General features: G+C 72.2%; 27 protein-coding genes. 10 read left to right on the top strand and 17 right to left on the bottom strand.

Features of this window, described 5'->3' with window-relative positions:
* Nucleotides 1-292: 292 nt before the first annotated feature.
* Nucleotides 293-814, top strand: coding sequence for a hypothetical protein (locus TAE01_RS08520; RefSeq protein WP_147065420.1), 522 nt, complete (start codon nucleotides 293-295; stop codon nucleotides 812-814).
* Nucleotides 815-939: 125 nt separating this feature from the next.
* On the opposite strand, the gene TAE01_RS08515 is transcribed toward TAE01_RS08520, so the two are convergent.
* Both TAE01_RS08515 and TAE01_RS08510 read right to left on the bottom strand, forming a co-directional pair.
* Nucleotides 940-1,623 carry a response regulator transcription factor gene (locus tag TAE01_RS08515; RefSeq protein ID WP_147065418.1) on the bottom strand — a complete coding sequence of 228 codons (684 nt, stop codon included), beginning with the start codon at nucleotides 1,621-1,623 and terminating at the stop codon, nucleotides 940-942.
* A gap of 52 nt (nucleotides 1,624-1,675) precedes the next feature.
* Nucleotides 1,676-2,911, bottom strand: coding sequence for a sensor histidine kinase (locus TAE01_RS08510; RefSeq protein ID WP_246111226.1), 1,236 nt, complete (start codon nucleotides 2,909-2,911; stop codon nucleotides 1,676-1,678).
* A 252-nt stretch (nucleotides 2,912-3,163) separates the two neighbouring features.
* Between TAE01_RS08510 and phoU the strand changes: the two genes are divergently transcribed.
* Complete coding sequence (phoU, locus tag TAE01_RS08505; RefSeq protein WP_147065413.1) at nucleotides 3,164-3,883, top strand: phosphate signaling complex protein PhoU; 720 nt, start codon at nucleotides 3,164-3,166, stop codon at nucleotides 3,881-3,883.
* Nucleotides 3,884-3,950: 67 nt separating this feature from the next.
* Here phoU and TAE01_RS08500 read toward each other — a convergent pair whose 3' ends face one another.
* From TAE01_RS08500 to mshA, 3 genes are read right to left on the bottom strand one after another with little or no spacing between them, the layout of a single operon-like run.
* Nucleotides 3,951-4,694, bottom strand: coding sequence for a phosphoglyceromutase (locus TAE01_RS08500; protein WP_147065411.1), 744 nt, complete (start codon nucleotides 4,692-4,694; stop codon nucleotides 3,951-3,953).
* Between the two features lie 23 nt (nucleotides 4,695-4,717).
* On the bottom strand, nucleotides 4,718-5,260 hold the full coding sequence (locus tag TAE01_RS08495) for a type III secretion system chaperone family protein (RefSeq protein ID WP_147065410.1): 543 nt from the start codon (nucleotides 5,258-5,260) through the stop codon (nucleotides 4,718-4,720).
* Nucleotides 5,257-6,579, bottom strand: a complete 1,323-nt coding sequence (gene mshA, locus TAE01_RS08490) for a D-inositol-3-phosphate glycosyltransferase (protein ID WP_147065408.1) — start codon at nucleotides 6,577-6,579, stop codon at nucleotides 5,257-5,259. The genes TAE01_RS08495 and mshA overlap by 4 nt, the downstream gene beginning before the upstream one ends.
* Before the next feature lie 130 nt (nucleotides 6,580-6,709).
* Between mshA and TAE01_RS08485 the strand changes: the two genes are divergently transcribed.
* Nucleotides 6,710-7,510: a class I SAM-dependent methyltransferase gene (locus TAE01_RS08485; RefSeq protein WP_147065406.1), complete on the top strand. Its 801-nt coding sequence runs from the start codon at nucleotides 6,710-6,712 to the stop codon at nucleotides 7,508-7,510.
* Between the two features lie 77 nt (nucleotides 7,511-7,587).
* On the opposite strand, the gene TAE01_RS08480 is transcribed toward TAE01_RS08485, so the two are convergent.
* The 9 genes from TAE01_RS08480 to TAE01_RS08440 form a co-directional block, all read right to left on the bottom strand.
* Nucleotides 7,588-8,025, bottom strand: a complete 438-nt coding sequence (locus tag TAE01_RS08480) for a phosphomannose isomerase type II C-terminal cupin domain (RefSeq protein WP_147065404.1) — start codon at nucleotides 8,023-8,025, stop codon at nucleotides 7,588-7,590.
* Nucleotides 8,026-8,102: 77 nt separating this feature from the next.
* The gene (locus TAE01_RS08475; RefSeq protein ID WP_147065402.1) at nucleotides 8,103-8,417 is read right to left on the bottom strand and encodes a DUF2516 family protein; all 315 of its coding nucleotides are present in this window, start codon (nucleotides 8,415-8,417) and stop codon (nucleotides 8,103-8,105) included.
* A 99-nt stretch (nucleotides 8,418-8,516) separates the two neighbouring features.
* Entirely contained in the window at nucleotides 8,517-8,942 is a 426-nt protein-coding gene (gene dtd, locus TAE01_RS08470) for a D-aminoacyl-tRNA deacylase (protein ID WP_147065400.1), read from the bottom strand.
* A gap of 8 nt (nucleotides 8,943-8,950) precedes the next feature.
* Entirely contained in the window at nucleotides 8,951-9,949 is a 999-nt protein-coding gene (locus TAE01_RS08465; protein WP_246111225.1) for an asparaginase, read from the bottom strand.
* Nucleotides 9,950-10,034: 85 nt separating this feature from the next.
* Nucleotides 10,035-11,075: a hypothetical protein gene (locus tag TAE01_RS08460; RefSeq protein ID WP_147065395.1), complete on the bottom strand. Its 1,041-nt coding sequence runs from the start codon at nucleotides 11,073-11,075 to the stop codon at nucleotides 10,035-10,037.
* Nucleotide 11,076: 1 nt separating this feature from the next.
* On the bottom strand, nucleotides 11,077-11,565 hold the full coding sequence (locus TAE01_RS08455) for a helix-turn-helix domain-containing protein (RefSeq protein WP_147065393.1): 489 nt from the start codon (nucleotides 11,563-11,565) through the stop codon (nucleotides 11,077-11,079).
* A 162-nt stretch (nucleotides 11,566-11,727) separates the two neighbouring features.
* Complete coding sequence (locus TAE01_RS08450) at nucleotides 11,728-12,582, bottom strand: beta-keto acid cleavage family enzyme (protein WP_147065391.1); 855 nt, start codon at nucleotides 12,580-12,582, stop codon at nucleotides 11,728-11,730.
* 36 nt (nucleotides 12,583-12,618) lie between these two features.
* On the bottom strand, nucleotides 12,619-13,662 hold the full coding sequence (gene ygfZ, locus TAE01_RS08445; RefSeq protein WP_147065652.1) for a CAF17-like 4Fe-4S cluster assembly/insertion protein YgfZ: 1,044 nt from the start codon (nucleotides 13,660-13,662) through the stop codon (nucleotides 12,619-12,621).
* 51 nt (nucleotides 13,663-13,713) lie between these two features.
* Nucleotides 13,714-14,211: a heme-binding beta-barrel domain-containing protein gene (locus TAE01_RS08440; protein ID WP_147065389.1), complete on the bottom strand. Its 498-nt coding sequence runs from the start codon at nucleotides 14,209-14,211 to the stop codon at nucleotides 13,714-13,716.
* 23 nt (nucleotides 14,212-14,234) lie between these two features.
* Here TAE01_RS08440 and TAE01_RS08435 point away from each other — a divergent pair, with 23 nt between their 5' ends.
* Entirely contained in the window at nucleotides 14,235-14,606 is a 372-nt protein-coding gene (locus tag TAE01_RS08435; RefSeq protein WP_147065387.1) for a DsrE family protein, read from the top strand.
* A gap of 70 nt (nucleotides 14,607-14,676) precedes the next feature.
* Here TAE01_RS08435 and TAE01_RS08430 read toward each other — a convergent pair whose 3' ends face one another.
* Together TAE01_RS08430 and TAE01_RS08425 are read right to left on the bottom strand one after the other, a co-directional pair.
* On the bottom strand, nucleotides 14,677-15,564 hold the full coding sequence (locus TAE01_RS08430) for a hypothetical protein (RefSeq protein ID WP_147065385.1): 888 nt from the start codon (nucleotides 15,562-15,564) through the stop codon (nucleotides 14,677-14,679).
* Between the two features lie 6 nt (nucleotides 15,565-15,570).
* Entirely contained in the window at nucleotides 15,571-15,861 is a 291-nt protein-coding gene (locus TAE01_RS08425) for a MoaD/ThiS family protein (RefSeq protein WP_186815111.1), read from the bottom strand.
* 65 nt (nucleotides 15,862-15,926) lie between these two features.
* Between TAE01_RS08425 and TAE01_RS08420 the strand changes: the two genes are divergently transcribed.
* Entirely contained in the window at nucleotides 15,927-16,631 is a 705-nt protein-coding gene (locus tag TAE01_RS08420) for a response regulator transcription factor (RefSeq protein ID WP_147065383.1), read from the top strand.
* Nucleotides 16,632-16,766: 135 nt separating this feature from the next.
* Here the strand turns inward: TAE01_RS08420 and TAE01_RS08415 are convergent, their stop codons facing one another.
* Nucleotides 16,767-18,539 carry a bifunctional metallophosphatase/5'-nucleotidase gene (locus TAE01_RS08415; protein ID WP_147065380.1) on the bottom strand — a complete coding sequence of 591 codons (1,773 nt, stop codon included), beginning with the start codon at nucleotides 18,537-18,539 and terminating at the stop codon, nucleotides 16,767-16,769.
* A gap of 253 nt (nucleotides 18,540-18,792) precedes the next feature.
* Between TAE01_RS08415 and mshD the strand changes: the two genes are divergently transcribed.
* The 5 genes from mshD to pstS all read left to right on the top strand — a co-directional run bounded on the left by mshD (nucleotide 18,793) and on the right by pstS (nucleotide 24,895).
* Nucleotides 18,793-19,743, top strand: coding sequence for a mycothiol synthase (gene mshD, locus TAE01_RS08410; protein ID WP_147065378.1), 951 nt, complete (start codon nucleotides 18,793-18,795; stop codon nucleotides 19,741-19,743).
* Between the two features lie 44 nt (nucleotides 19,744-19,787).
* Nucleotides 19,788-22,112, top strand: coding sequence for an RNA degradosome polyphosphate kinase (locus TAE01_RS08405; protein WP_147065376.1), 2,325 nt, complete (start codon nucleotides 19,788-19,790; stop codon nucleotides 22,110-22,112).
* A 36-nt stretch (nucleotides 22,113-22,148) separates the two neighbouring features.
* The gene (locus tag TAE01_RS08400) at nucleotides 22,149-22,385 is read left to right on the top strand and encodes an SRPBCC family protein (RefSeq protein WP_147065374.1); all 237 of its coding nucleotides are present in this window, start codon (nucleotides 22,149-22,151) and stop codon (nucleotides 22,383-22,385) included.
* Between the two features lie 75 nt (nucleotides 22,386-22,460).
* A complete protein-coding gene (locus TAE01_RS08395) occupies nucleotides 22,461-23,411 on the top strand; it encodes an NUDIX hydrolase (RefSeq protein WP_246111224.1) in 951 nt (316 codons plus the stop codon).
* A gap of 356 nt (nucleotides 23,412-23,767) precedes the next feature.
* Entirely contained in the window at nucleotides 23,768-24,895 is a 1,128-nt protein-coding gene (gene pstS / locus TAE01_RS08390) for a phosphate ABC transporter substrate-binding protein PstS (RefSeq protein WP_147065372.1), read from the top strand.
* The last annotated feature ends 91 nt before the right edge of the window (nucleotides 24,896-24,986 follow it).

Below are 24,986 nucleotides of genomic sequence, written 5' to 3'. Positions count from 1 at the left end.
ATGGCGATCTCAGGAACTGGCATCGTCGCAGGTCAGAGCCTTGATTGCCGGTCGGTGAACGGCGGTTGACGTCTTGACAGAACGCCGGTCGGCATGCATCGCTGGGTCCGTCGGACGGGCGTCGGAGGGCACGTGGGAGCGACCGTCGCGGCCGACCTCCGTCCCGCCGGACACCGAGAGCGCTCCGACACGAGCCCCACGGAAGTCCCCCAGATCCCCGGCAGCGCTCACGTCCGGACCGTTGCGGCGGGTGCACGGGCCGGCCCGGCGGCGCGCCGGTAGGCTGTCGCCCGTGAAGCGTCGATTCCTCGCCCCGGCCCCCGCACGTCGCCCGTCCACCCGCCGGGTGACGACGGTGCTCGCCGGCGTGGCCCTCGCCCTCGCCACCACCGGATGCCAGGTCAACTCGCCCGTCCAGACGGACGTCGCCTACCTCCCGGCCGACGGTGTGCCGGCCGACGTCGGCCAGCTCGCACTCCGGGACCTGGCGCTCATCGGTGACGGCACCGGCACCGTCGTCGTCTCCGGGTCGGCCGTCAACCTCGGCGACCAGGACATGACGGTGCAGATCGCCGCCCAGGCCGATCCGAACGCGACGGCCGCGCCCACCGGCTCCGAGGTCCAGCTGGGTCCGCGCGAGCAGGTCAACCTCTCCACCAAGGGCCTGCAGCTGAGCGGCGTCAAGACCAAGCCGGGCGGCCTCGTGCCCGTGACCGTCACGTCGAGCACAGGCGGCACGACCGTGGTCAAGGTCCCCGTGCTCGCTGCCACCGACTACTACTCCACCGTCACGCCCGCGCCGACCGGCAGCTGACACCGCCGCACGGACGACGATGCCCGGCCCACCCTCGCGGGTGGACCGGGCATCGTGCGTGTGGGCGCGTCCTCGGACGGCGCGGGCCGGGGGCGTTCACCTGACGACCGCCGGTCGCGCGTCGCTCAGCCCGCCTCGAACTTGTAGCCCAACCCTCGGACCGTGACGATGTGGACCGGGTTCGCCGGGTCGGGCTCGATCTTGGCGCGCAGGCGCTTGACGTGGACGTCGAGCGTCTTGGTGTCGCCGACGTAGTCGCTCCCCCAGACCCGGTCGATGAGCTGCATGCGGGTCAGCACCCGGCCGGAGTTGCGCAGCAGCATCTCGAGCAGCTCGAACTCCTTGAGCGGCAGCGACGCCGACCGCCCCTCGACGCTGACCGTGTGTCGCTCGACGTCCATCCGCACCGGTCCCGACTCGAGCGTCGAGGGCAGCAGGTCCTCGGGCTCGGCGAGGCGGCGCAGCACGGCCTTGACGCGGGCGAGCAGCTCGCGGCTGGAGTAGGGCTTGGTGACGTAGTCGTCGGCGCCGATCTCGAGGCCCACGACCTTGTCGATCTCGCTGTCCTTGGCGGTCAGCATGATGACGGGCACCGACGAGCGCTGGCGCAGGGCGCGGCAGACGTCGACGCCCGACAGGCCTGGCAGCATGAGGTCGAGGAGCACGAGGTCGGCGCCGTTCTTGTCGAACTCGGCCAGGCCGTCCGGGCCGGTCTCGGCCACGGCGACGTCGTAGCCCTCCTTCTTCAGCAGGTAGGACAGGGGGTCGGAGAACGACACCTCGTCCTCGACGATGAGAATGCGACTCAAGACAGGCCTCTCGGGGTCTGGCAGCGTGGGCTGGCGGGGTGGCTCGGGTGGGTCAGGCGCTCACGGACGAGGTCGGGCCCGTGTCGTGCGGCAGGACGGCATACGTGGTCGGCTCGCCCGCCTCGGCGGGCTCCGTCGCGTCGGCAGCGTCGATGGCGCCGGAGGCGTTGGCCGCGGGCAGCCCGATCGTGAAGGTCGAGCCGCGTCCGGGCTCGGACCACACCGACACGTTGCCGCCGTGGTTGTCGGCCACGTGCTTGACGATCGCGAGCCCGAGCCCCGTGCCACCGGTGGCGCGCGAGCGCGCCGTGTCGACGCGGTAGAAGCGCTCGAAGATGCGCTGCTGCTCGTCCGGTGCGATGCCGAGCCCCTGGTCCGTGACGGAGACGTCGATGACCCCCGGGCGGCCGCGGCGGACCATGACCCCCACGCGCGTGCCGCTGTCGGAGTAGGCGATGGCGTTGCCGACGAGGTTGCTGATCGCGGTCGTCACGAGCTCGGCGTCGCCCCACACCTCGCAGCCCTCGTCGATGGCCGTGACGAGCTCGATGCGGTGCTCGTCGGCGATGAGGCGGCTGCGCTCGGTGGCGTCGCGCGCGCACTCTCCTACGTCGATGAGCGTGGGGTCCTTGATGACGTCGGCCCCCTGCAGGCGCGAGAGCTCGACGATCTCCTTGACGAGACGGGTCAGGCGGTCGGACTCGACGCTGATCCGCCGGGCGAACCGCGCGACCGCCTCGGGGTCGTCGTGCGCGTCGAGCACGGCCTCGGCGAGGAGCGAGATGCCGCCCACCGGGGTCTTGAGCTCGTGGCTGACGTTGGCGAGGAAGTCGCGGCGGATCTCCTCGACGCGGGCCGCCTTGGAGCGGTCCTCGACGAGGAGGAGCACGTGGTCGGCGCCGAGGGGTGCGACCCGGGCGGCCACGACGAGGCGCCCGTCGCCGATGCCCTTCTGCAGGGTGAGCTCGGCCTCGCGGATGATGCCGTCGCGGCGCACCGCACGGGCGAGGTGGAGCAGCTCCGGGTGCACGAGCTCCTGCCCCCGCACGAGGCCTTGCGCGACGGCGGCGGGCGAGTTGTTGACGACACGGTCCGAGGAGTCGACGAGGATCCCGCTCGAGCGCAGCACCGCGATGACCTCCCCCACGCCGGGCGGCAGCAGCGGCTCGGGCGGCGAGGGGACCTCGGCCGCGGTCGAGCGGTCCGACAGGCGCACGGCGACCATCGCCAGGCCGCCGAGGGCGAGGCCGGCGATGCCACCGAGCGTTGCCGCGGTCGTCGGGTCCACGACACTCAGCGTACGCATCGGCGTGGGACGCTCGCGCCACGCACGGACCGCCCGTGCGGTGCGTGTACCCAGTGTTCACCTGAGCGTCCCCACCCATTCACGCAGCCCTGCGAGCCTCTGCACCAGCGGGGACGTGCCGCCCCGTCCGTATGCCGTCCCGGACACGTCCCGGGATGACAGGCTGGCCCTCGTGACCGCGACGGCCAGTCGTGGCGGCACGACGACGCACGACCGGCGACCGACAGGAAGACCATGCGCGACCAGTTCCACGAGGACCTCGACACGATCTCGGACCAGCTCGTCGAGCTGACGAGGCTCGCGGGGTCGGCCATCTCCCGCGCCACGACCGCGCTCCTCGACGCCGACGTGCATCTCGCCGAGTCGGTCATCGAGGCGGACCGCAAGCTCGACGACATCCGCATCGAGCTCGACGAGCTGTCGATCGACCTGCTCGCTCGACAGCAGCCCGTCGCGACCGACCTGCGCATCGTCGTCACGGCGATGCACATGAGCTCCGACCTCGAGCGGATGGGCGACCTCGCCCGTCACGTCGCCAAGGTCGCGCGCCTGCGCACGCCCGACTCGGCCGTGCCGCCCGAGCTGCGTGCGCACATCCTGCAGATGGGCCAGGTCGCCGAGGCGATCGTGGCCAAGTGCGGCTCGATCATCGCCAGCAAGGACGTCGCCGCGGCCATCGCGCTCGAGAAGGACGACGACGCGATGGACGACCTGCACCGCGAGCTCTTCGCGGCGCTGCTCGACGAGAACACGTCGTGGTCGCGCAGCTCGATCCTCGACCTGACGCTCGTCGGCCGCTACTACGAGCGCTTCGCCGACCACGCCGTCTCGGTGGCCCGTCGTGTCGTCTACCTCGTCACGGGTGAGTACGACTCCGACGTCAGCTTCGACCACGAGGACGACGAGGACGCCGACGTCATCGCCGAGATCGAGCGGGGCACCGCTCCCGCCTGACGCCCAGCACGTCGAGAGGCCACGAACCGTCTCCGGTTCGTGGCCTCTGCGCGTCTGCTGCGGCGGGTCAGCGGCCCTGGTTGGCCACGGCCTCGGCCGCGGCGCGCGCAGCCTCCGGGTCGAGGTAGCGGCCGCCGGGGGTCACCGGACGGAACGACTCGTCGAGCTCGTAGACGAGCGGCATGCCGGTGGGGATGTTGAGGCCGGCGATGTCGTCGTCGGAGATCCCGTCGAGGGTCTTGACGAGAGCACGCAGCGAGTTGCCGTGCGCGGCGACCATGACCGTCAGGCCGTCGGCGAGGTCGGTCTGGATGTCGTTCTCCCAGTAGGGCATCAGGCGCGTCACGACGTCCTTGAGGCACTCGGTGGCCGGCATCGCGGGTCCGAGCCCGGCGTAGCGGGGGTCGCCGTGCTGCGAGAACTCGTCGTCGACCTCGATGGGCGGCGGCGGCACGTCGTAGGAGCGGCGCCACAGCATGAACTGCTCCTCCCCGAACTGCTCGAGCGTCTGCTTCTTGTCCTTGCCCTGGAGCGCGCCGTAGTGGCGCTCGTTGAGGCGCCAGTCGCGCTTGACCGGGATCCAGTGGCGGTCCGCCGCGTCGAGCGAGAGGTTCGCGGTCGTGATGGCCCGGCGCAGCAGCGAGGTGTGCACGATGTCGGGCAGGATGCCGGCGGCCTTGAGCTGCTCACCGGCGCGCACGCCCTCGGCGCGGCCCTTGTCGGTGAGGTCGACGTCGACCCAGCCGGTGAAGAGGTTCTTGGCGTTCCAGTCGCTTTCGCCATGACGGACGAGGACGAGCGTGTAGGTCATGGCGCCAGCCTAGCGACGGCCGATCAGGCGTCCGACCCGTCGTCCAACAGGTGTCGGAACGCGTCGAGGTTGCGGGTGGACTCGCCGCGCGACACGCGCCAGGCCCACTCCTTCCTCATCGAGCCGAGGAAGCCGAGCGCGAGCAGCTCGTTGAAGGCGTCGTCGCTCGCCGACAGCACGATGCCGAAGACCTGGTCGAGGTGGTCGGCCTCGACCGCCACGGTGGGGATCTCGCCCCGCAGGTAGACGTCTCCGTCGGTGTCGATGGCGTAGGCGACCCCCTGCAGCCGGAGGTTCTTGCGCAGCAGGGTGCGGTAGAACACCTCGTGGTTCTCGTCCGGGTTGCGGATGACGAACGCGCTGATGCTCGTGGTGCGGTCGCGCACGAGCACCGAGACCACCGTCTTGAGCTTCTTCTCGCCGGGTAGCGTCACGACGTACTCCCCCGCGCGCCCGCCGAGCTCCCACTCGAGACCGACGGAGTCGAGGTATGCCGTGAGGCGGGCCTCCGCGGCCGCGCGCGGCGACCCGTCGGCCTCGTCGACCTCCTGCGGTGCGGCGCTCACGGGATCACCGCCGTGGGGACGCCGACGAGGCTCTGGCCCTCGTCGATGGGTGACTCGTTGGTGCCGTTGGCCCGCTCGCGGATGGCCTGCTGGTAGACCTCGAGCAGCCGGTCGGTGGTCGCACCCCAGCCGAACTGGGCCGCGTGCGACACGGCGGCGGAGCCGAGCGCCAGGCGTCTGCGGTCGTCCCGCAGCAGGGACTCGACGGCGTCGGCCCACGCGGGGGTGGCGTGACCGTCGACGAGCACGCCGGCGTCTCCGACCGCGGTGGGCAGGCCTCCCACGTGGGCGGCCACGACCGGCGTGCCGCAGGCCTGTGCCTCGATGGCGACGAGGCCGAAGGACTCCGAGTGGCTCGGCACGAGCACGAGGTCGGCGGCGCGGTACCACTGGGCGAGCACCGGCCGCGCGACCGGGCGCACGAAGCGGACGACGTCGTCGATGCCGAGACCGCGGGCGAGCTCCTCGAGCTCGTGCGGGCGGGTCAGCCCGCTGCCACTCGGTCCGCCGAGGACCGCGACGGTCAGGCGCTCCCGACGTGCGGGGTCGCGGCGCAGCAGCTCCCCGGCGACCCGGAGCAGCACGTCCGGCGCCTTGAGGGGCTGGATGCGGCCGACGAAGAGCAGCAGCTCGCCGTCGACGGGCAGACCCAGGGCCCGACGGGCTTCGCGACGGTCGCCGGGCGTGAACGTCGTGAGGTCGACGCCGGGCGGGACGACGGACACCTTGGCCGGCGGGGCGGCATACAGCTCGATGAGCTCGCGCGCCTCGTCGTCGGTGTTGGCGATGAGCCGGTCGGCGGCCTCGACGACCTGGACCTCACCGATCTCGCGACCGCGCGGTTCGGGCGGGTCGCCATCGGCGAGGTGGAGGTTCTTGACGCGGGCCATCGTGTGCATGGTGTGCACGAGGGCCACGCGCCACCGGTCGGCGGCGAGCCACCCGACCTGGCCCGAGAGCCAGTAGTGGGAGTGGACGAGGTCGTAGTGGTCCTCGGGGACGGAGAGCCCCGCCTGCATGATGCCGGCGGAGAACGCACAGAGCTGTCCCGGGAGGTCCTCCTTGGCGAGCCCCTCGTAGGGCCCGGCGGTCACGTGACGCACCCGCACACCGGGGACGAGGTCGGCCTCGACGGGCGTCTCACCGGTGGTCCGACGCGTGAAGATGTCGACCTCGATGCCGCGGGCCGCGAGCTCCCTGGCGGTCTCGGCGACGTAGACGTTGAGACCGCCGGCGTCGCCGGTGCCCGGCTGCTCCAGGGGCGAGGTGTGGACGCTGATCATCGCCACCCGTCTCGGCTCGACCGCCGCCATCGGCATCCCTTCGTCCTGCTCCGCTTGCTGGGTCCTGCTCCTCCTCGACTCAACCACACCCCGGATTCGATGTATTCCGCGATCCCGGGTGGGCGCGGAATACCTCGAACCGGTGCGGCGCGCGTAGCCTGCGGACGTGCCTTCCCGCCAGCGCCCCGTCGGCACGGTGACGCGGGGGACGACCAACCCGAACCGCCTGCGGCGGTGCGACCGGTGGATCGCCGGTCCCCAGGCCTGGCGGCTGCGGCGCAGCGTCACGCCCCCCGTCATCGTCGACCTCGGCTACGGCGCATCACCCACGACGGCCGTCGAGCTGCACGACCGGCTCCGGCGCGTGCGCCCCGACGTCCAGGTCGTCGGCATCGAGATCGACCCCGCCCGGGTCGCCGCCGGCAAGCCGCTCGAGCGCGACGGCCTGAGCTTCCGGCTCGGCGGCTTCGAGGTCCCCCTGGACTCCGGGGCGCGCCCGAGCGTCGTCCGGGCCTTCAACGTGCTGCGGCAGTACCCCGAGGACGAGGTGCCGGCGGCGTGGGCCCTCGTGCAGGAGCGGCTGGCGCCCGACGGCCTGCTCGTCGACGGGACGTGCGACGAGATCGGCCGGCGAGCCGCCTGGGTCGCGGTCGACGCGCGGGGCCCGGTCAGCCTGACGCTCTCGCTCCGGATGGGCGGGCTCGAGCGTCCCTCCGACGTGGCCGAGCGGCTGCCGAAGTCCCTGATCCACCGCAACGTCCCCGGCGAGCCGGTCCACGCGTACCTCGCGGACCTCGACCGGGCGTGGGCGCGCCACGCCCCGCAGTCGTCCTGGGGCGCCCGGCAACGCTTCCTCGCCACCGTGGCCGAGGTGCGTGAGCGCTGGCCCCTGCTCGACGGGCCCGCGCGGTGGCGCCTCGGCGAGGTCACCGTCGACTGGGCTGCCGTCGCGCCGCGGGAGGGCTGACTCCCCCGGACGCACGGGTGCCGCCCGGCGAGGCGGGCGGCACAGGAGCGTGGGTCTGCTGGTGGGGTCGGGCGCGGTCAGCGGACGTAGTCGTCCTCGAGGCGCTCGATGTCGGACTCGTCGAAGTGTCCGAAGCCGACCTCGAGCAGACGGCCCGGACGGCTGCCGGAGTTGCCCATGCGGTGGACCGAGTTGCGCGGGACCCAGACGGTCTCGCCGGGCTGGGCGCTCCACGTGCGGTCGCCGACCGTGACGTCGATGGGCACGTCGAGGACCTGCCACATCTCGCCCCGGTGGTCGTGGCGCTGGAGCGAGAGCCGATGACCCGGCTGCACCGTGATGATCTTGACGGTGACCTGCTCGTTGGAGACGAACTGCTGGAACTGCCCCCACGGCCGCTCGGCGACGAAGATGTCCTGGGCCGGGTTGCGGTCGCTGACCTCGTAGTCGTCAGGCGAGTGCGCCGGGCCCTGGCCAGGCGCCACGGCGGCGCCGGCGCGGTACTGGTCGGTCATAGGGTTCCCCCATCGTCGGTGAAGGCCCAGTGTGCCGCAAAGAGCCGGGCTGGTGCGCCAGACGGAGCCTAACGGGCCTACCAGCCGGAGCTGGAACGGCCCCCGAGCCCCCGCACCTGCCGCAGCGCCGGGCGCACGTCGGCGAGGTAGACGGCAGCGCCGAGGAAGGCGGCCAGTCCCAGCAGCCCGATCGGGTCGAACACCGAGATCGACCCGAAGAGCAGGGCCACCCCGGTGATGAGCAGCCAGAAGCGCTTGGTGCGCTTGCCGGCCGCGACGAAGGCGTTCTCCGGGTGGCGCAGGGCGTCGACGAAGGCGAAGACCTCGCAGCCGAGGGCCACCACCCCGAGGACGAGGGTGACGAGGCTCTGGTAGCCGGCGTAGAGCTGCATGGCTCCAGCGTAACCCGCCGACCCCTGCGAACGGCCTCCCGGCGACCCGCCTCGGACAGCCTGCTCGCCCGGCCGCGGCGAAGGCCCTTCGACGCGTCGTCAGGCGTCGACGACGAGGGTGACGGGACCGTCGCCCACGAGCGAGACCTGCATCATCGCGCCGAACCGGCCCTGCTCGACCTCGATGCCCCGGGCCCGGATCGCGGCCACGAGGTCGGCGATGACCGGCTCGGCCACGGGACCGGGAGCCGCCGCGCTCCACGAGGGACGTCGCCCCTTGCGGGTGTCGGCGTAGAGCGTGAACTGGCTGACGACGAGGACTGGAGCCCCGGCATCGGTCAGGCTCTGCTCGTCGCGCAGGATCCGGAGCTCGGCGATCTTGCGCGCCATCCGCTCGACCTGCTCCGGACCGTCGTCGTGGGTGACCCCGACGAGGGCGAGCAGACCGGGACGGTCGATGGCGCCGACGACCTCACCCTCGACCTCGACGCGGGCGCTCGTCACGCGCTGCAGGACCGCCCTCACGGGTGGACTCAGACCCCGACGGCGACGACCGAGCCGACGGGCTGCCCGTGTCCCAGCACCGGCTGGTGCTCGAGCATGCCCAGCACGTCGTCGCTGCCGACACCGATGCGCCGCAGCACCGCCGCGAGCAGCACGCTGCGGGCACGGGACGACCCGTCGGCGACCTTGACCGCGACGCCCCGGCCGTCGGCCAGCCCCACGGCACACACGGCCTCGGCGCCGTCCTTGGCCACGAGCCCGTCGACGCCACGGATCAGCGCGGTGACGTCCCGGTGGGTGCCACCGAGGTACTCCGGGAACGCACGGATGGCCTGGGCGATCCTGGCCTCCGGGCCGTCCGTGGCGGCGGCGAGGCGGCCGAAGGAGAGGGCGAGGGCGCTCAGCGGCACGGCGTGGATCGGGGCGCCGCACCCGTCGACGGCGACGGCGCTCGGCTCGGCGCCGGTGAGCTCGCGCACCGTGTCGGTGATGGCGACCTGGAGCGGGTGGCTCGGGTCGCGGTAGGTCGCGAGGTCCCAGCCGTTGATCACGCACGTCGCGAGCATCGAGGCGTGCTTGCCCGAGCAGTTCTGCACGATCGACTGCTTCGGACGACCGCTCGCGATCCAGCCGATGCGGGCCGCCTCGTCGTAGGGGTAGTCCGGGGTGTTCTGCAGGTCGGTCTCGGTGAGGCCGGCCCCGGCGAGGATCTCGCGGGCCGCCTCGACGTGGAAGTCCTCACCCGAGTGGCTCGCGCACGCCAGCGACAGCAGCCGGCCCTCGTTGGCCAGGCCGTTGCGGACCATCGCGAGCGCCTGGAGGGGCTTGCTCGAGCTGCGGGGGAAGACGGCACCGCTCGCGTCGCCGATCTCCAGCTCGACCGAGCCGTCGGGCGCCGTGACGACGGCAGTGCCGTGGTGCACCGACTCGACGAAGCCGGCACGCACCACGTGCGCGACGATCGGGGCGTCGGTGAGGGCCGCACTGGCGGAGGCGGGGACGGGCGTGGCAGCCAGGTCATCGGTCACGCCCCGCAGTATGCCGGAGGCACGCAGCAGGGCCGCCACCCCGGGTGGGGTGGCGGCCCTGCCGACCGGTGGAGCTGACGACGGGTCAGCTGGAGGTCGTGTCCGAGGCGCTCTTGGCCGGGGTCGTCGACGTGGTCGTGGACGTGGTCGTCGACGTGGACGGAGCGGACTTCTTCGCGGCCGTCTTGGCGGTCGAGGACGCGCTCTTGGTGGCGGCGGTGGTCTTGGCGGCAGCCTTCTTCACCGTCTTCTTGGCGGCGCGCTTGGCCGGGGCGACCTTGCGGGCCACCGTGGCGTTGGCGTCGTCCGTCGTGGCCGAGCTGCGGGCCGCGACCTTGCGGGTCGTCGTCGCCTCGACCGCGTTGTCCTTGCGCGTGGCGGCAGCCTTCTGCGCAGCGGACTTGCGGATGGCGCGCTGGTGGGCGGCCGTGCGCTTGGCCGGCACCGGGGCGGCGGCGGACTCGACGGCCTCGACGGAGGCCTCGACCTGCGAGCCGATCTTCGAGGCGTCCTTGGCGACGACGTCCTTGAGGCTCTTGGCGACCTTCTCACCCTCGCTGACGGCGGTCTCGGCGACGCGACGGCCACGGGTCACGGTGGCGGTGCCCCGCTCGCTGAGGTCGATGGCGGTGCGCTCGCCCTGGGCGCGCAGGTCGGTGACGACCTTCTCGCCACGGGCAGCCGCGGCGTCGTACTGGTCCTTGGCGTTGCTCGCGATGACGAGGCCTTCGTTGAGGACGCGGGCCGGGAGGTCCTGCGCCTGCGTGACGAAGCGCTCGGCATACGTCGTCGCGAGCTTCTGGAGCTCGGCGGTGCGGCTCTGGAGGTCGACGATGCGCTTCTGGAGGTCCTTCTGCAGCTGGTTCGCCTCCTTCTTGGCGCCCTTGCGCAGGTCGGCACCCTTGGCCTGGCGGCGGGCGACCTCGAGCTGCTCGCCCGCGGTGCGCACCGTGTCGATCGCCATGTTGGCGGCGCCGACGACGGCGTAGAACGGGGTCGGGTCGACCTGGACCTCGGGCATGCGGCCCTCGACCTGGACGAGCTGGCCGCGCACGTCGGCGACGGCGGCCTCGGCCTGCTTCTGTGCGTCCTTGACGGCCTTGGTGATCTTCTTGGTCAGTGCCATCTCAGTTCTCCTTCTCGTTGAGCTCGGGGGTCGCGTCAGCGGTCGTGCTGCGCGGGCGCCGGCGGGGTGCTGCTGCCGGCTTCGGGGTGACGCGGGGGGCACGCGGAGGCTCGACCGCCGGGGACGGTGTCGCCTCGTCGGTGCCGACGAAGGACAGGTAGATGTCGACGAGCACCGCGCGCTGACGGTCGGTCAGGACCGGGTCGGCGGCGATGGCGGAGAGGACGTCGGGCACGGCGGCAGGGTCACCATCGGTGACCCGCTCGTCGAGGATGCCGGCACGGACGTAGAGCGACTCGGCGGAGACCTGCAGCCCCTTGGCGATCTGCTGCAGGATCTCGGCGCTCGGGCGCTTGAGCCCGCGCTCGATCTGCGACAGGTAGGGGTTGGAGACACCGGCCATCTCGGCGAGCTGGCGCAGCGACAGCTGGGCGCTCTCGCGCTGTTCGCGCAAGTAGGCCCCGAGGTCGGGTAGCGGAAGCTTGCTCATACCTCCATTGTGCTAACTACAGCAAGCAAAATGCAAACTCTGGACAGCGTGAGACGCCCCACACCCCTGCGCCCCGCTGCCGCCGCGGCCCATCCGAGGGTGCACCGTGCGCACCCGACGTCGGACGTCGAGTGGGCACGTCGGCACGCTGACGCGGCCGCGTCAGCGGGTGCGGCGGTCCTTGATCGCGAGCGCCTCACGCGCTTCGGAGGTCGTCATCGGAGGTCGCTGCATCAGGGTCGCGAGCTCCGCGGCCCGTGCCACGAGCTCGCTGTTGTGCACGACGGCCCGGCCCCTGGCATACATGAGGTTGTCCTCCATGCCGACGCGCAGGTGACCACCGGTCGACAGGGCCGCGGCGACGATCGGCAGGTGGGCGCGGCCGATCCCGGTCGCCGACCAGCTCGTGACCTCCGGCGGCAGCATCGCCACGCCGGCCAGCAGCGCCTGCGGCGTGCCCGGCATGGCACCCGGCACCCCCGTGACGAAGTCGACGTGGACCTTGCCGCCGTACGGGAGCCCGCACTCGTCGATGAGCCGACGGAGCGCGTGCACGTGACCGAGCTCGAACAGCTCGAACTCCGGCACGACCTCGCGCTCCTGCGCCTGGCGGTAGAGGTCGACCATGAACCCCCAGGGGTTGAGGAAGACGCCGTCGCCGAAGTTCGTCGTGCCGCACGTGAGCGAGCACGAGTCGGGGTCGACGTCGAGGACCGTGAGCCGCTGGTCGAGCGGGTCGGTGACGGCCCCACCGGTCGAGAGCTGGACGACGAGGTCGGTGGCCTCGCGCACCCCGTCCACCGCCTCCTTGAGCAGGACACGGTCGAGCGTCGGCTGGTGCTGCCGGTCGCGGACGTGGATGTGGATCAGGGCCGCGCCCGCGCGCTCGCAGGCGACGGCGGTCTCGACCAGCTCCTCGGGGGTCGTCGGGAGCGCCGGCACGTCGGCCTTGGCGCTCTCGGCGCCCGTGGGGGCGACGGTGATCAGCGTGCTCGCGGCGCTGCGTGCGGTGCTCATGCGGCTCATCCTGCCAGCGCAGGCGGCCGCCTCACGTCAGGGAGCGACGACGGTCGTCTGTGCCGCGGAGAGGTCGTCGACGAGCAGCTCGGCCTCCGGGTCGGTGTTGCGCTTGATGACCGCGAGGGCGATGGGCCCGTCGACGTGGTGGCGTCCGACGGAGGTCACGCGGCCGACGACGCGGTCGCCCAGGCGGACCTCGCTCCCCTGGGCCGGCAGGACGTGCCCGGACCCGTCGAGGTGGAGGAAGACGAGACGGCGCGGTGGGCGGCCGAGGTTGTGGACGCGCGCCACCGTCTCCTGCCCGCGGTAGCACCCCTTGTGGAGGTGCACGGCCGTGCGGAGCCAGTCGACCTCGTGGACGATCGTGCGGTGGTCGGTCTCGAGGCCGAGTCGGGGACGCCACGCTGCAATGCGCAGCGCCTCGGCGGCCCAGAGGCCGGCGAGCGGCCGATCCGCCACCGCCGCAACGAGATCGGCGCGGGGCACGATGACCTCACGCCAGGCGCGCTCGGTGCCCGGATGGTCCTCGACGGGGCCGTATGCCGTGGTGTCGCCGACGAGGTCGGGCCACGGGTCGCGCCACGCGAGCGGCTCGCCGTCGACGGACTCGCTGGCGTGCGGCTCACCGAGCACGGCCCAGTCGTCGGTGACGAGGGCGACCTCGACCCGGAGCATGAAGCGCATCCTGTCGAGCCAGTCGGCCAGCGCCTGCCCCGCACCCGGCTCGGTCGTGATCCACGTCGTCGCACCGTCGTCGACGAGGTGGAGCGAGTGCTCGACGTGGCCCTTGGGCGTCAGGACCAGGGCCTCGCGCGACTGGTGCGGCTCGAGGCCGAGGAGGTGCTGGGTGGTCAGGGAGTGGAGCCAGGTGAGCCGGTCGACGCCGGTGACCGTGACGACGTCGCGGTTCGACAGGTCGACGACGGCCAGGCCCTCCTCGAGCAGGCGCTGCTCGCGCATCGGGTCGCCGTAGTGAAGCGCGACGCCGGACTCGAGACCCTCGCCGGCCACGGCCCCCGGCCGCGACAGCAGCGGGCTCGTCGTCACCGGTCGGGTGGGCAGCTCCACGTCGCTCATGCTGGGTGGAACGCTCACGGCATACGCCTCATTCCGAGGTCACGGGGTGGGTCACTCGACGCGCTTGAGGGTGGCCGACACGTGGCTCTGGAGCTCCTGGCCGACGGCCGCCATGTCCATGACCCAGAGCAGGTTGGACTCGACGAGGCCGTACATGCGCGTGGCGGCGTTGTACTCCTTGGCACCGGGGGCGCGCAGGACGCCGTCGGTCTTGAGCTGGATCTTGGCCGGCTCCATCGTGCCGTAGTACAGCTCGAGGATGCCGGTCGGGTGCGCGAGCAGCAGCTCGACCTCACCGTTCTCGAGGGGGCGCCAGAAGCCGGACTCGACCGCGGCCGGACGCACCTTGGCGCCGTTCTCGGAGTCGAGGATCCACGCCTTGCTCTCCCACTTGAGGAAGCCTCGACCGTCGTGGGTCACCTCGACCTCCTGGCCGAAGTGCGCCGACTCGATCGTGGGGTAGCCCACGACGCCGGCGCCCTCCCAGCGGCCGATGAGCCACGCGAGGGGTCGCAGCGGCTCCGGGATGTCCTGGTCGAGGTTGAACATGCGCCCGATCGTAGCCTGATCCCATGGACTCCCCCGCACGCTCGCTCGTCGTCAAGGTCACCGCCGGCACCGAGGCTCCCGAACGTCTCTCGCAGGCCTTCACCGTCGCCGCGACGGCCGTCGCGAGCGGCGTCGAGGTGTCGCTCTGGCTGACCGGCGAGTCGACGTGGATGGCCGTGCCGGGGCGGGCCGAGGAGTTCGAGCTGCCGTATGCCGCGCCGCTCGTCGACCTGCGTGACGCGGTGCTCGCGGGTGGCCGGGTCACGGTGTGCAGCCAGTGCGCCGCTCGGCGCGACCTGACCGAGGACCAGCTCGTCGCGGGCGCGGTCGTCAAGGGCGCGGCCGTCTTCGTCGAGGAGGTCATGACCGCCGGCGCCCAGGCGCTCGTCTACTGAGCCGCACGGTGGGGCCACTCGACGGTGCCGCACCGGCACAGCGGCCTCTCGACGGTCGAGGGGGCTGGGGTCAGGCGAGGACGGCGAAGAGGTGGACGACCGCACCGACCACGAGCACCGAGCCGACCCCCGCACCGACCTGCCCGCGGACGGTCAGCATCGCCGGCTGGAGGGCGAGGACGCGGCGGAAGGACCACGACACCGTGCCGGCCGCGGCTCCGATGCCGAGCGCCTCGAGCGTGCCGACCCCGGCGAAGCGTGACGCCGCGACGACCGCTGCGAGCACGGCCACGGCGAGCGCCACGAAGCCGAGCACGGGCACCGCGGCCCGGACCCCGGCGAGCAGGTCGGTGACGACGGCGGCCCCGACCGCGGCCATCGCCACCACGGCGACGGCCTGACCCCGGTCGGTGTCGGCGGCGACGACCGCCGTCGTGCCCGATGCGATGACGACGAGCCCGCCGAACGAGGAGAGCAGGGTCAGGACGAGCCCCTCGCGGCCGGTGCGCCGCACGAGCTGGCCGAAGAACGACAGGACGATGCCGAACGCCACCGCCGCCGGGACCCACAGCAGGTCCTCACGCAGCGCGCTCAGCACGATGGCGACGGACGCGACGGCGAGCACGACGGTCGTCGCCTCGGGCGTCCAGGAGCCGCTGAGCAGCGGCCACCCCCAGGCCAGCGCGAGGCCGAGCACGAGGGTCACCCCCAGCGTCGCGGCATAGCCGGAGTCCTGGGCCACGAGCAGCGCCACGGCGGCGACGAGCGTCGCGACGACGCTGGACCAGCGGACGCGGTCCGCGGCCACCGGTGACAACGGCAGGTTCAGCGAGCCGGCCGTCACCGAAGCCCCGCCCGAGGCGCCGGAGGCGTCCAGGGCCCCCGGGGCGCCCGGGGCGCCCGAGGCATCGGGGCCGGGCGGGCGCGGGGCCGGGTTGTCCTCAGGCACGGGGGCCATTGTGCATCACCCGCCGGCGAACGGAGGCAGCACCTCGACGGTGCCGCCGTCGGGCACCGGCTCGTCCCGGCCGACGGCACGCCCGTCGAGCAGGAAGGTCGCCACGGCGGCCACCCGCGCGAGATCCGGGTGGGCGACGACGGCCGCGTCGACGACCTCGCGCACCGTCGCACCCGCCACCGTCTCGCTGTCCGTGCCGGCGGCGGCCCGGGCGGCCGCCCAGTAGCGCACCGTGGCCGTCGAGACGGCCGCCCCGGCGATCGGGGACGTGCGCGGCTCGGGTGCACTCGGGGACATCTCGCTCCGTCTCATCTTGACGCGGTCTGGTTCGCAGGTGACCAGTCTCGCCTATCCTGCATGAGATGGCCCGCCTGCTGCTGCTCACCAACGCGCTCGCCCCGAGCGCCGAGGTGCTGCCTGCCCTCGGGCTGCTGAGCCACACGGTGCGCATCCTCCCCGCCGAGGCCACGGCGCTCGTCGACTCGCCCGACTGCGACGTCGTCATCGTCGATGCGCGACGGGAGCTGGCCAGCGCCCGCTCCCTGTGCCGAGTGCTGCGCACCACCGGGATCGGCACCCCGCTGCTGGCCGTCCTCACTGAGGGCGGCCTCGCTGGTCTCACGGCCGAGTGGGGCCTCGACGACGTGCTGCTCGACTCCGCCGGTCCGGCCGAGGTCGACGCCCGGCTGCGCCTCGCGATGACCAAGGGCCAGGACGACGACGCCGACCTCGACCTGCCGATCACCTCCGGCGAGCTCGTCATCGACGAGTCCTCCTACTCCGCGAAGTTCCGGGGCCACCCGCTCGACCTGACGTACAAGGAGTTCGAGCTCATCAAGTACCTCGCGCAGCACCCCGGCCGCGTCTTCACGCGCGCCCAGCTGCTCCAGGAGGTCTGGGGCTACGACTACTACGGCGGCACGCGCACCGTCGACGTGCACGTGCGCCGCCTGCGCGCCAAGCTCGGACCCGACCACGAGACCCTCATCGGCACGGTCCGGAACGTCGGCTACCGCCTCGTGCCCGACCGCGCCGAGGCCCCGGCGACCGAGTCCGCCGACGCCTGACCGACGCTCGATCGCTCGATCAGGCACACGGCATACGCCATCGGTCGGCCCTGCTGGGCGGCCGCAGGACGTGGGACGGCCCGGCTCCCCGAGGGGAACCGGGCCGTCTCGTCGCTGCCCGCTGGGGTCAGCGGGTCACGGGGCGAGCGTGACGCGGTCGAGGGCGCCGGGGGTGTACGGCGACTTCTTGGTGAGGTAGTTCGCGAAGGCGTCGATGTCGAGGCCACCGAAGTACTTGTTGGCGCCGGTGCGGAAGGCCGGGAAGCCGTCACCACCGTCGGACAGGAAGTTGTTCGTCACGATGCGGTAGGTCGCCGCCGGGTTGATCGCCACGCCGTCGAGCTTGACGTTCGAGACCGTGACCTTGTCGTGCGTGTAGGTCAGGCCCGCGCTCGTCGCGAGGACGTACGGCCTCGCCGGGTTGCCGGCCGAGTTGATGAACTGCTGGTTCAGCACGTCGATGACCTGCTGTCCGGTGAGGTCCATCGAGACGAGGTAGTTGTTGAAGGGCTGGACCGTGAAGGCCGCCTCGTACGTCACGTTGCCGTTGGCGTCGGCGACGAGGTCGCCGCGGATGCCCCCGGCGTTCATGAACGAGATGACCGGCGCGGTCCCGCCGGACGGGATGACCGAGGCGTCGGCGCGCTGGGCGTCGGCGATGAGGTCACCGAGGGGCGACTCACCGGCGGCGTTGGCCGTGCGGCTCACGAGCGGGACGGTGAGCTGGCCGATGACCTTGGTCGCGATGGCCTTGACGAGCTCCTTGTACTTGGCGATGAGCGCGGTCTCGGCGGCGTCCTTGGCCACGGTGCGGGTCACGAGCATGTTGCGCGAGTCGGCCGTCGTCGGGCGCACGATGTCGCTCGTGCGGCGGTCGTAGGTCACGTCGGTCTCGTTGAACAGGCGACCGAACGAGGAGGCCGAGGTGATGAGGCGCGGCTTGCCGGCCGGGTCGGGCAGGCTGCACACGTAGGGCTGGTGCGTGTGGCCCGAGATGATCATGTCGATGGCCGGGTCGAGGCCCTCGGCGATCGGGATGATCGGCGAGTTGGCCGAGAGGGTGCCGCCGCCCTGGCAGGTGAAGTCGTAGGGCGTCGAGGCCGGGACGTTGCCGCCCTGGTGGATGAGCACGACGATCGCGTTGACGCCCTGCGCCTTGAGCACGGGGACGAGCGCGTTGGCCGTCTTGACCTCGTCGGTGAACTCGAGGCCGGCGACGCCGGAGGCCGTGACGATCGACGGGGTGTCCTTGAGGGTCATGCCGATGAAGCCGACCTTGGCGCCGTTGAACTTCTTGACGGCGTAGGGCGGCAGGATCGTCTTGCCGGTGGCCTTCTCGAGGACGTTCGCGGCGAGGTACTGGAACTTCGCCCCGGTGAAGGTCCCGGCGGCGCAGGAGTTCTGGTTGTTGAGGCCGTCGGGGCCGTCGTCGATGCAGCCGCCGTGCTGGAGGCGCTGCAGCTCCTTGTAGCCCTCGTCGAACTCGTGGTTGCCGACGGCGGTGATGTCGAGGCCGAGGGTGTTGAGCGCCTCGACGGTCGGCTCGTCGTGGAACGCGGCCGACAGCAGCGGCGAGGCGCCGACCATGTCACCGGCGGCGACGGTCACGGTGTTGGGGTGCCCGACGCGGGCCTGCTTCAGGTGTGTCGCGAGGTACTCGACGCCACCGACGTTGGTGGTGTCGGTGCTCGCGGGACCCGTCTGGATGCGGCCGCTCGAGCCCGACGGGGGCTCGAGGTTCCCGTGGAAGTCGTTGAACGACAGGATCTGGATCGGGAACTGGGTCTTGCCCGGGGCGGTGCTCGTGCCGGGCCCCGCGGTGGGTGCGGCGAGGGCCGGTGCCGCGAGGGCCGCGGCGCAGATGCCTGCGACGGCGACGCCCGTGAGGCGGCGGGTGGTGCGGGACATGTGTCTCCCCTTGTTCAGCGGTGTGGGTTGCGTGCCCGTCGGCACCCACGGAGGCTAGTGCCCCGGGGGTCGCCGGAGGGGCTTGCCGAGTGATGGTGTTGGCGAACTGCTGGCACGGCGTGGACCCCGGGCCGTGCAGCGTCCGGCCCGGCGTCTTGAGTTGCGTGCAGGGCCCCCGAGCCCTGACCGGGACCTTAGCCGCGACCGGCGACGGGCGGGAGACCGCCGGGCGACGCTGTGGTGGAATCGCCGTATGCCGCGCCCGAACGTCGCCCTGCGTGACGCCCAGCACCCGCTCACCGCCGACGAGGCCGACGCCGTCCTCGCCCTGGCCGCAGACGCCGCCGGCGTCGACGGCTCACCGGCACTGTCGGAGCAGTTCCGGCTGTCGGTGCGCGCTCGGGAGCACGACGGGGTGGACCACCTGCTCGCGACCGACGCCGGGGGCACGCTCGTCGGCTACGCGCAGTCGCGCACCGGCGAGGGGCCTCCCTCTGCCGAGCTCGTCGTCGCGCCGGCGGCCCGGCGCACCGGCGTGGGCAGCGCCCTGCTCGCGAGCCTGCCGGACGGCGTCCGCGTGTGGAGCCACGCGACGGGTGCGGCCGCCGACGCGGCGACCTCCTTCGCCCGCGCCAACGGCCTCGTGGCCGTCCGCTCCCTCCACGTCATGGGGCGCTCCCTGCGCGACGGGCCGGCCTGGCCGACGGCGTCGCTCGACGGGAGGTATGCCGTCCGCTCCTTCGAGCCCGGACGTGACGAGGACGCGTGGCTGGCCCTCAACGCGGCGGCCTTCGCGCACCACCCGGAGCAGGGGTCGCTGCGCCGGGCTGACCTCGACCAGCGGACGGCCGAGCCGTGGTGGGACCCGGCCGGCCTCATCCTCGTCGTCGAGGCGGACGCCCCGGACGTCCTCGCGGCCTCGCACTGGACGAAGGTCGACCCTCCGGGTGGCGACGTGGGCGAGGTCTACGTCGTGGCCGTCTCGTCGGACCGGCAGGGCCAGGGGCTGGGTCGCGCCGTCACGGTGCTGGGCCTGGACCACCTGCGCAGCCTCGGCCTCGACCGCGTCGTGCTCTACGTCGACGAGGACAACGTCGCCGCCGTGCGCACCTACGCCGCCCTCGGTTTCACCGACGTCGAGGTGCACCGGCAGTACGCGCGCGCCGGAAGCCTCGACGCGGCCTCCGCCACGGCTCCGGGCTGAGACGAGTTCACCCTCGGGCCACCTTTCGGTGCCACGATGGGCGCATGAGCACCGGCAGCCTCACCACCCCCGACGTCGACGAGCAGGACTCCCGGGTCGCGGACACCCGTGACCCGTCCGCCGACGACTCCGGGAACGAGTCCGGGAGCGAGTCGGCGGAGGTCAGCTCGTTCACGAGCACCGTGCCCACCCGGCGCGTGCCCGCCCGCGCCCCCAACGGCCGGTTCGTCGGCGCCGGGGGACAGGGCGACGACGAGGACGACCTGCCGGCCGACCGCTACCTCGAGCGCGAGCTGTCGTGGCTGCAGTTCAACGAGCGGGTGCTCCAGCTCGCCATGGACCCGGCCGTGCCCCTCCTCGAGCGCACCCGCTTCCTCGCGATCTTCGCCAACAACCTCGACGAGTACTTCATGGTGCGCGTCGCCGGCCTCAAGCGGCGCATCGCGACCGGGCTCGCGGTGCGCACCGCGGCCGGGCTCGAGCCGCGCGAGCTGATCGAGCGGGTCGCCCGCCTCGCGCACGAGCTGATGCAGCAGCACGCCGGTGTCTTCCAGCACGACGTGCGCCCGGCGCTCGAGGACGAGGGCATCACCGTGGTGCGCTGGGGCGACCTCGACGAGGACGACCGCGAGCCGCTCCACTTCTTCTTCGCCGACCGCGTCTTCCCGGTGCTCACGCCACTCGCCGTCGACCCGGCGCACCCGTTCCCCTACATCTCCGGGCTGTCGCTCAACCTCGCCGTGCTCCTGCAGAACCCCAAGACGGGCACCGAGCACTTCGCCCGCGTCAAGGTGCCGCCGAGCCTCCCCCGCTTCATCCTCGTCGAGGAGGACGTCGACGCCGAGGTCGAGCGCAAGCGCTTCGTCCCCCTCGAGGACGTCATCGCGAGCCACCTGGACCAGCTCTTCCCCGGCATGCTCGTGCAGGAGCACTTCTCCTTCCGCGTCACCCGCAACGAGGACCTCGAGGTCGAGGAGGACGACGCCGAGAACCTGCTCACCGCGCTGGAGAAGGAGCTGACCCGGCGCCGCTTCGGCCCGCCGATCCGGCTCGAGGTCGAGGAGGACATCGACCCCAAGGTGCTCGACATGCTGGCCCGCGAGCTGCAGATCAGCGACCGCGAGATCTACCGGCTGCCGACGCCGCTCGACCTGCGCGGTCTCTTCACCATCGCCGACGTCGACCGGAGCGACCTCGAGTTCCCGAAGTTCTTCCCGCGCACGCACCCCGACTTCGCCCCGACCGAGAGCGCCAAGGCCATCGACCTGCTCACCGCGGTGCGGCAGAAGGACGTGCTGGTCCAGCACCCGTACAACTCGTTCTCGACCTCGGTGCAGGCCTTCATCGAGCAGGCCGCAGGGGACCCCAAGGTCCTCGCCATCAAGCAGACGCTCTACCGCACCTCGGGTGACTCCCCCATCATCGACGCCCTCATCGACGCCGCCGAGGCCGGCAAGCAGGTGCTCGCCGTCGTCGAGATCAAGGCCCGCTTCGACGAGGTCAACAACATCTCCTGGGCACGCAAGCTGGAGGAGGCGGGCGTCCACGTCGTCTACGGCGTCGTCGGGCTCAAGACCCACGCCAAGCTCTGCCTCGTCGTGCGCCAGGAGTCCGAGGGCCTCGTGCGCTACTGCCACATCGGCACCGGCAACTACAACCCGAAGACGGCGCGCGTCTACGAGGACTTCGGCCTCTTCACCACCGACCCGCAGGTCGGCGAGGACCTCTCCCGCCTCTTCAACCTGCTCTCGGGATTCGCCCCGCGCAGCAAGTTCAAGCGCCTCCTCGTCGCCCCGCGCTCGGTGCGGTCCGGCCTCATCGACCTCATCGACGAGGAGATCGACCTGCACACGTCGCGCCGGGACGACGCCCCCGCCGGCCGCATCGTCATCAAGGCCAACTCGATCGTCGACGAGGCCCTCATCGACGCCCTCTACCGGGCCAGCATCGCCGGCGTGCGCGTCGACATCTGGGTGCGTGGCATCTGTGCCCTGCGCCCCGGCGTCGAGGGCCTCTCGGAGCACATCCGCGTCCGCTCGATCCTCGGCCGCTTCCTCGAGCACTCCCGGGTCTTCTGGTTCGACCACGGCGGCGACCCCCAGGTCTACATCGGCAGCGCGGACATGATGCACCGCAACCTCGACCGCCGGGTCGAGGCGCTCGTGCGCATCACCGAGCCCGGGCACGTCGACGAGCTCGCCGACCTCATCGACCTCGCGTTCGCCGAGACGACGTCACGGTGGGACCTCGGCTCCGACGGCCGGTGGGTGCGCCACCACCAGTCCGAGGCCGGTGAGCCGCTCGACGACCTCCAGGAGAAGCTCATCGAGCGCCACGACAAGCGGCGTCGCAAGGCGCGCCGCCGCTGAGCGCTCGGCTCGGCGACCCTCTCCTACGGTGAGGTCATGACGTGGCAGCGCACGCACTCACAGCACCTGGCCGCCGACCCCGAGACGGTGTGGTCCGTCGTCGGTGACCCCCGCCGGTGGCTCGAGTGGTGCGCGGCGATCCACGCCGTGACGCTCGACGGCGAGCCCCGGTCCGGCGGCGGGCGCCACAGCACCTCCGACGTGCTGCGCGAGGCGGGCTTCCCCTTCGCCCACCCCACGCTCGACGGCGCGCTCGACGACCTCCTCGGCTGACCGGCATACGGGCAGGGCGCACCCGTCGGGCCGGTCGCGCCGCCCCGGGAGGCATCGTCGGGCACACTGGCGCGTGTGGCCTCTGTGATCCCCGCCGCCGGCACGCTGCCCTGGCGGCGTCGCGATGGACGTCTCGAGGTCGCCCTCGTGCACCGGCCGAAATACGACGACTGGTCGTGGGCCAAGGGCAAGCTCGACCCCGGTGAGCACGCCTGCGTGGCGGCGGCGCGCGAGACGCTGGAGGAGACCGGGCTCGTCGTGCGGCTCGGCGTGCCGCTGCCGTCGGCGGAGTACCCGGTGCTCGACCCCACCGGCGGACCCGCCACGAAGCAGGTGCACTACTGGTCGGCCCGGGTCACCGGCGGCTCGGGCGTGCTCGAGCACGAGATCGACGAGGTCGACTGGGTCGACGTTCGCACTGCGCACAGCCGCCTCGACTACGCCCGGGACCGCGAGCAGCTGCTGGCCCTGATCCGGGCCGAGCGGGCCGACGAGCTGCGGTCCTGGCCGCTCGTGCTCGTCCGGCACGCGAAGGCCACGCCGCGGGGCCGCTGGAGCGGCGACGACCGGCGACGCCCCCTCGACGCCGTCGGCCGCGCCCAGGCGAGCAGCCTGTCCGACGTGCTCGACGCCTACGGCGTGACCCGTATGGTCTCCTCCTCCTCGGACCGCTGCGTCGCCACCCTCGAGCCGTATGCCGTGCAGCACGGACTGCGCCTGCGCACCCGGGACGCGCTCTCCGAGGAAGGCTTCGCCGAGAGCGGGGAGGGCGCCGTCGCCCAGGTCCGGCGCCTGCTCGAGCGCGGCGACCCTTCCGCGCTGTGCAGCCACGGGCCGGTGCTCCCGACGCTGCTCGGGATGCTGCACGCCCGGGTGGGCCGATCGCCCGAGCGCGGTGAGGTGGTGGCGGAGCAGCTGCGGGTCGCCGCCGAGGAGTCGATGCGCAAGGGCGAGGCGCTCGTGTGCCACCTCGTCGGACGCGGTGAGGACGCCCGGGTCGTCGACGTGGAGCGCATCGACACCTAGGACGAACGCCCCCGACCGCCGTGCAGCGGGAGGGCAGCGGGGCACCCGGACCTGCAGGGGCCTGCACCGGCCTGCACCGGTCTGCACCGGTCTGCACCGGTCTGCAGGGGCCTGCACGGCCTCGACAACCCTCCATCGTCACGCGGGCCGGTCCATCACGCATCCCGAGGCGGCACCCCACCCCAAGACGTCGCCGGTCGTTCACCCGGCGTTAACCGCACGTGGACCGCTGGTCACCCTGCACACCTATGTTCGCGGTGGATCACCATCCAGCACCGTCGCTCGGATCCGACCGCACGACCACGTTCGACCACCAACGACCACCCACGAACACCCCATCGAGAGGGATCACACTCGTGTCTGTTTCGCGTATCAGCGCTCTCGGCGCCATCGCCCTGTCCGGCGCTCTTGCGCTCTCCGCCTGTGCGTCCGAGAACAACGGTGCACAGCCGGGGACCGGCTCGACCGGCGCCGGCGGCGCCTCCTCCGCGGCGGGCGACTGCTTCAGCGGCGACCTCAAGGCCGAGGGCTCCTCGGCGCAGAAGAACGCCATCGACGAGGCGATCAAGGCCTACCAGACGGCCTGCGCCGACGCCAACATCGACTACCAGCCCACCGGCTCCGGTGCCGGCATCAAGCAGTTCATCGCCAAGCAGGTCGACTTCGCCGGCTCCGACTCGGCCCTGAAGACCGTGCCCAAGGACGGCAAGATCGAGGCCCAGGACGCCAAGGCCGCCTGCGGCTCCGACGCCTGGAACCTCCCCATGGTCACCGGCCCCATCGCGATCGCCTACAACGTCAAGGGTGTCGACAAGCTCGTGCTCAACGCCGAGGTCGCCGCGAAGATCTTCGACGGCAAGATCACGGCATGGAACGACCCGGCCATCGCGGCGCTCAACAAGGGCGTCACGCTGCCCTCGACGCCGATCAAGGTGTTCTTCCGCTCCGACGAGTCGGGCACCACGGAGAACTTCACCAAGTACCTCAAGGCCGCCGCTCCCGACGCCTGGTCCTACGAGACCGGCAAGAAGTGGACCGGCAAGGGCGAGGGCAAGGAGAAGTCGGCAGGTGTCGCCACCGCCACGAAGAACCAGGACGGCGGCATCACCTACGTCGAGCTGTCCTACGCCCAGCAGAACCAGCTCCCGATGGCCCAGATCGACACCGGCTCCGGCCCCGTCGCGCTGACCGCCGAGTCGGCCGGCAAGACGATCGCCACCGCCAAGCAGACCGGCACCGGCAACGACCTCGCGCTCAAGATCGACTACGCCACGAAGGAGGCCGGGGCCTACCCGATCGTCCTCGTGACGTACGAGGTCGTCTGCTCGAAGTACGCCGACGCCGCGACCGGCAAGAAGGTCAAGAGCTTCCTCAAGACCTTCTCCTCGGACGAGGTCCAGAAGGGCCTCGAGGCCAAGGGCTACGCCCCGCTGCCGACCGAGGTCGCCACCAAGGTCAAGACCGCGGTCGACGCGATCTCCTGAACCACCGCCTGACCTGTCCGGAGCGATCCGAGCGGGTCGACCACGCAGGGGCGGGCGCCAGAAACGGCGCCCGTCCCTGCGCCAGTACCAC

The sequence above is a fragment of the Terrabacter aerolatus genome (genome assembly GCF_007991735.1).
Taxonomy (GTDB): Bacteria; Actinomycetota; Actinomycetes; order Actinomycetales; family Dermatophilaceae; genus Terrabacter; species Terrabacter aerolatus.
The sequence above is the reverse complement of the archived record's forward strand: the minus strand, read 5'-3'. Positions and strand labels throughout refer to the sequence as shown.

Excerpts from the sequence above, each read along its gene's own strand:
- phoU (WP_147065413.1), top strand. The coding sequence starts at position 3,164 with ATGCGCGACCAGTTCCACGAGGACCTCGACACGATCTCGGACCAGCTC.
- TAE01_RS08500 (WP_147065411.1), bottom strand. The coding sequence starts at position 4,694 with ATGACCTACACGCTCGTCCTCGTCCGTCATGGCGAAAGCGACTGGAAC.
- mshA (WP_147065408.1), bottom strand. The coding sequence starts at position 6,579 with ATGCCGATGGCGGCGGTCGAGCCGAGACGGGTGGCGATGATCAGCGTC.
- TAE01_RS08480 (WP_147065404.1), bottom strand. The coding sequence starts at position 8,025 with ATGACCGACCAGTACCGCGCCGGCGCCGCCGTGGCGCCTGGCCAGGGC.
- TAE01_RS08475 (WP_147065402.1), bottom strand. The coding sequence starts at position 8,417 with ATGCAGCTCTACGCCGGCTACCAGAGCCTCGTCACCCTCGTCCTCGGG.
- TAE01_RS08460 (WP_147065395.1), bottom strand. The coding sequence starts at position 11,075 with ATGGCACTGACCAAGAAGATCACCAAGGCCGTCAAGGACGCACAGAAG.
- TAE01_RS08455 (WP_147065393.1), bottom strand. The coding sequence starts at position 11,565 with ATGAGCAAGCTTCCGCTACCCGACCTCGGGGCCTACTTGCGCGAACAG.
- TAE01_RS08450 (WP_147065391.1), bottom strand. The coding sequence starts at position 12,582 with ATGAGCACCGCACGCAGCGCCGCGAGCACGCTGATCACCGTCGCCCCC.
- ygfZ (WP_147065652.1), bottom strand. The coding sequence starts at position 13,662 with ATGAGCGACGTGGAGCTGCCCACCCGACCGGTGACGACGAGCCCGCTG.
- TAE01_RS08440 (WP_147065389.1), bottom strand. The coding sequence starts at position 14,211 with ATGTTCAACCTCGACCAGGACATCCCGGAGCCGCTGCGACCCCTCGCG.
- TAE01_RS08435 (WP_147065387.1), top strand. The coding sequence starts at position 14,235 with ATGGACTCCCCCGCACGCTCGCTCGTCGTCAAGGTCACCGCCGGCACC.
- TAE01_RS08430 (WP_147065385.1), bottom strand. The coding sequence starts at position 15,564 with ATGGCCCCCGTGCCTGAGGACAACCCGGCCCCGCGCCCGCCCGGCCCC.
- TAE01_RS08425 (WP_186815111.1), bottom strand. The coding sequence starts at position 15,861 with ATGTCCCCGAGTGCACCCGAGCCGCGCACGTCCCCGATCGCCGGGGCG.
- TAE01_RS08420 (WP_147065383.1), top strand. The coding sequence starts at position 15,927 with ATGGCCCGCCTGCTGCTGCTCACCAACGCGCTCGCCCCGAGCGCCGAG.
- TAE01_RS08415 (WP_147065380.1), bottom strand. The coding sequence starts at position 18,539 with ATGTCCCGCACCACCCGCCGCCTCACGGGCGTCGCCGTCGCAGGCATC.
- mshD (WP_147065378.1), top strand. The coding sequence starts at position 18,793 with ATGCCGCGCCCGAACGTCGCCCTGCGTGACGCCCAGCACCCGCTCACC.
- TAE01_RS08405 (WP_147065376.1), top strand. The coding sequence starts at position 19,788 with ATGAGCACCGGCAGCCTCACCACCCCCGACGTCGACGAGCAGGACTCC.
- TAE01_RS08400 (WP_147065374.1), top strand. The coding sequence starts at position 22,149 with ATGACGTGGCAGCGCACGCACTCACAGCACCTGGCCGCCGACCCCGAG.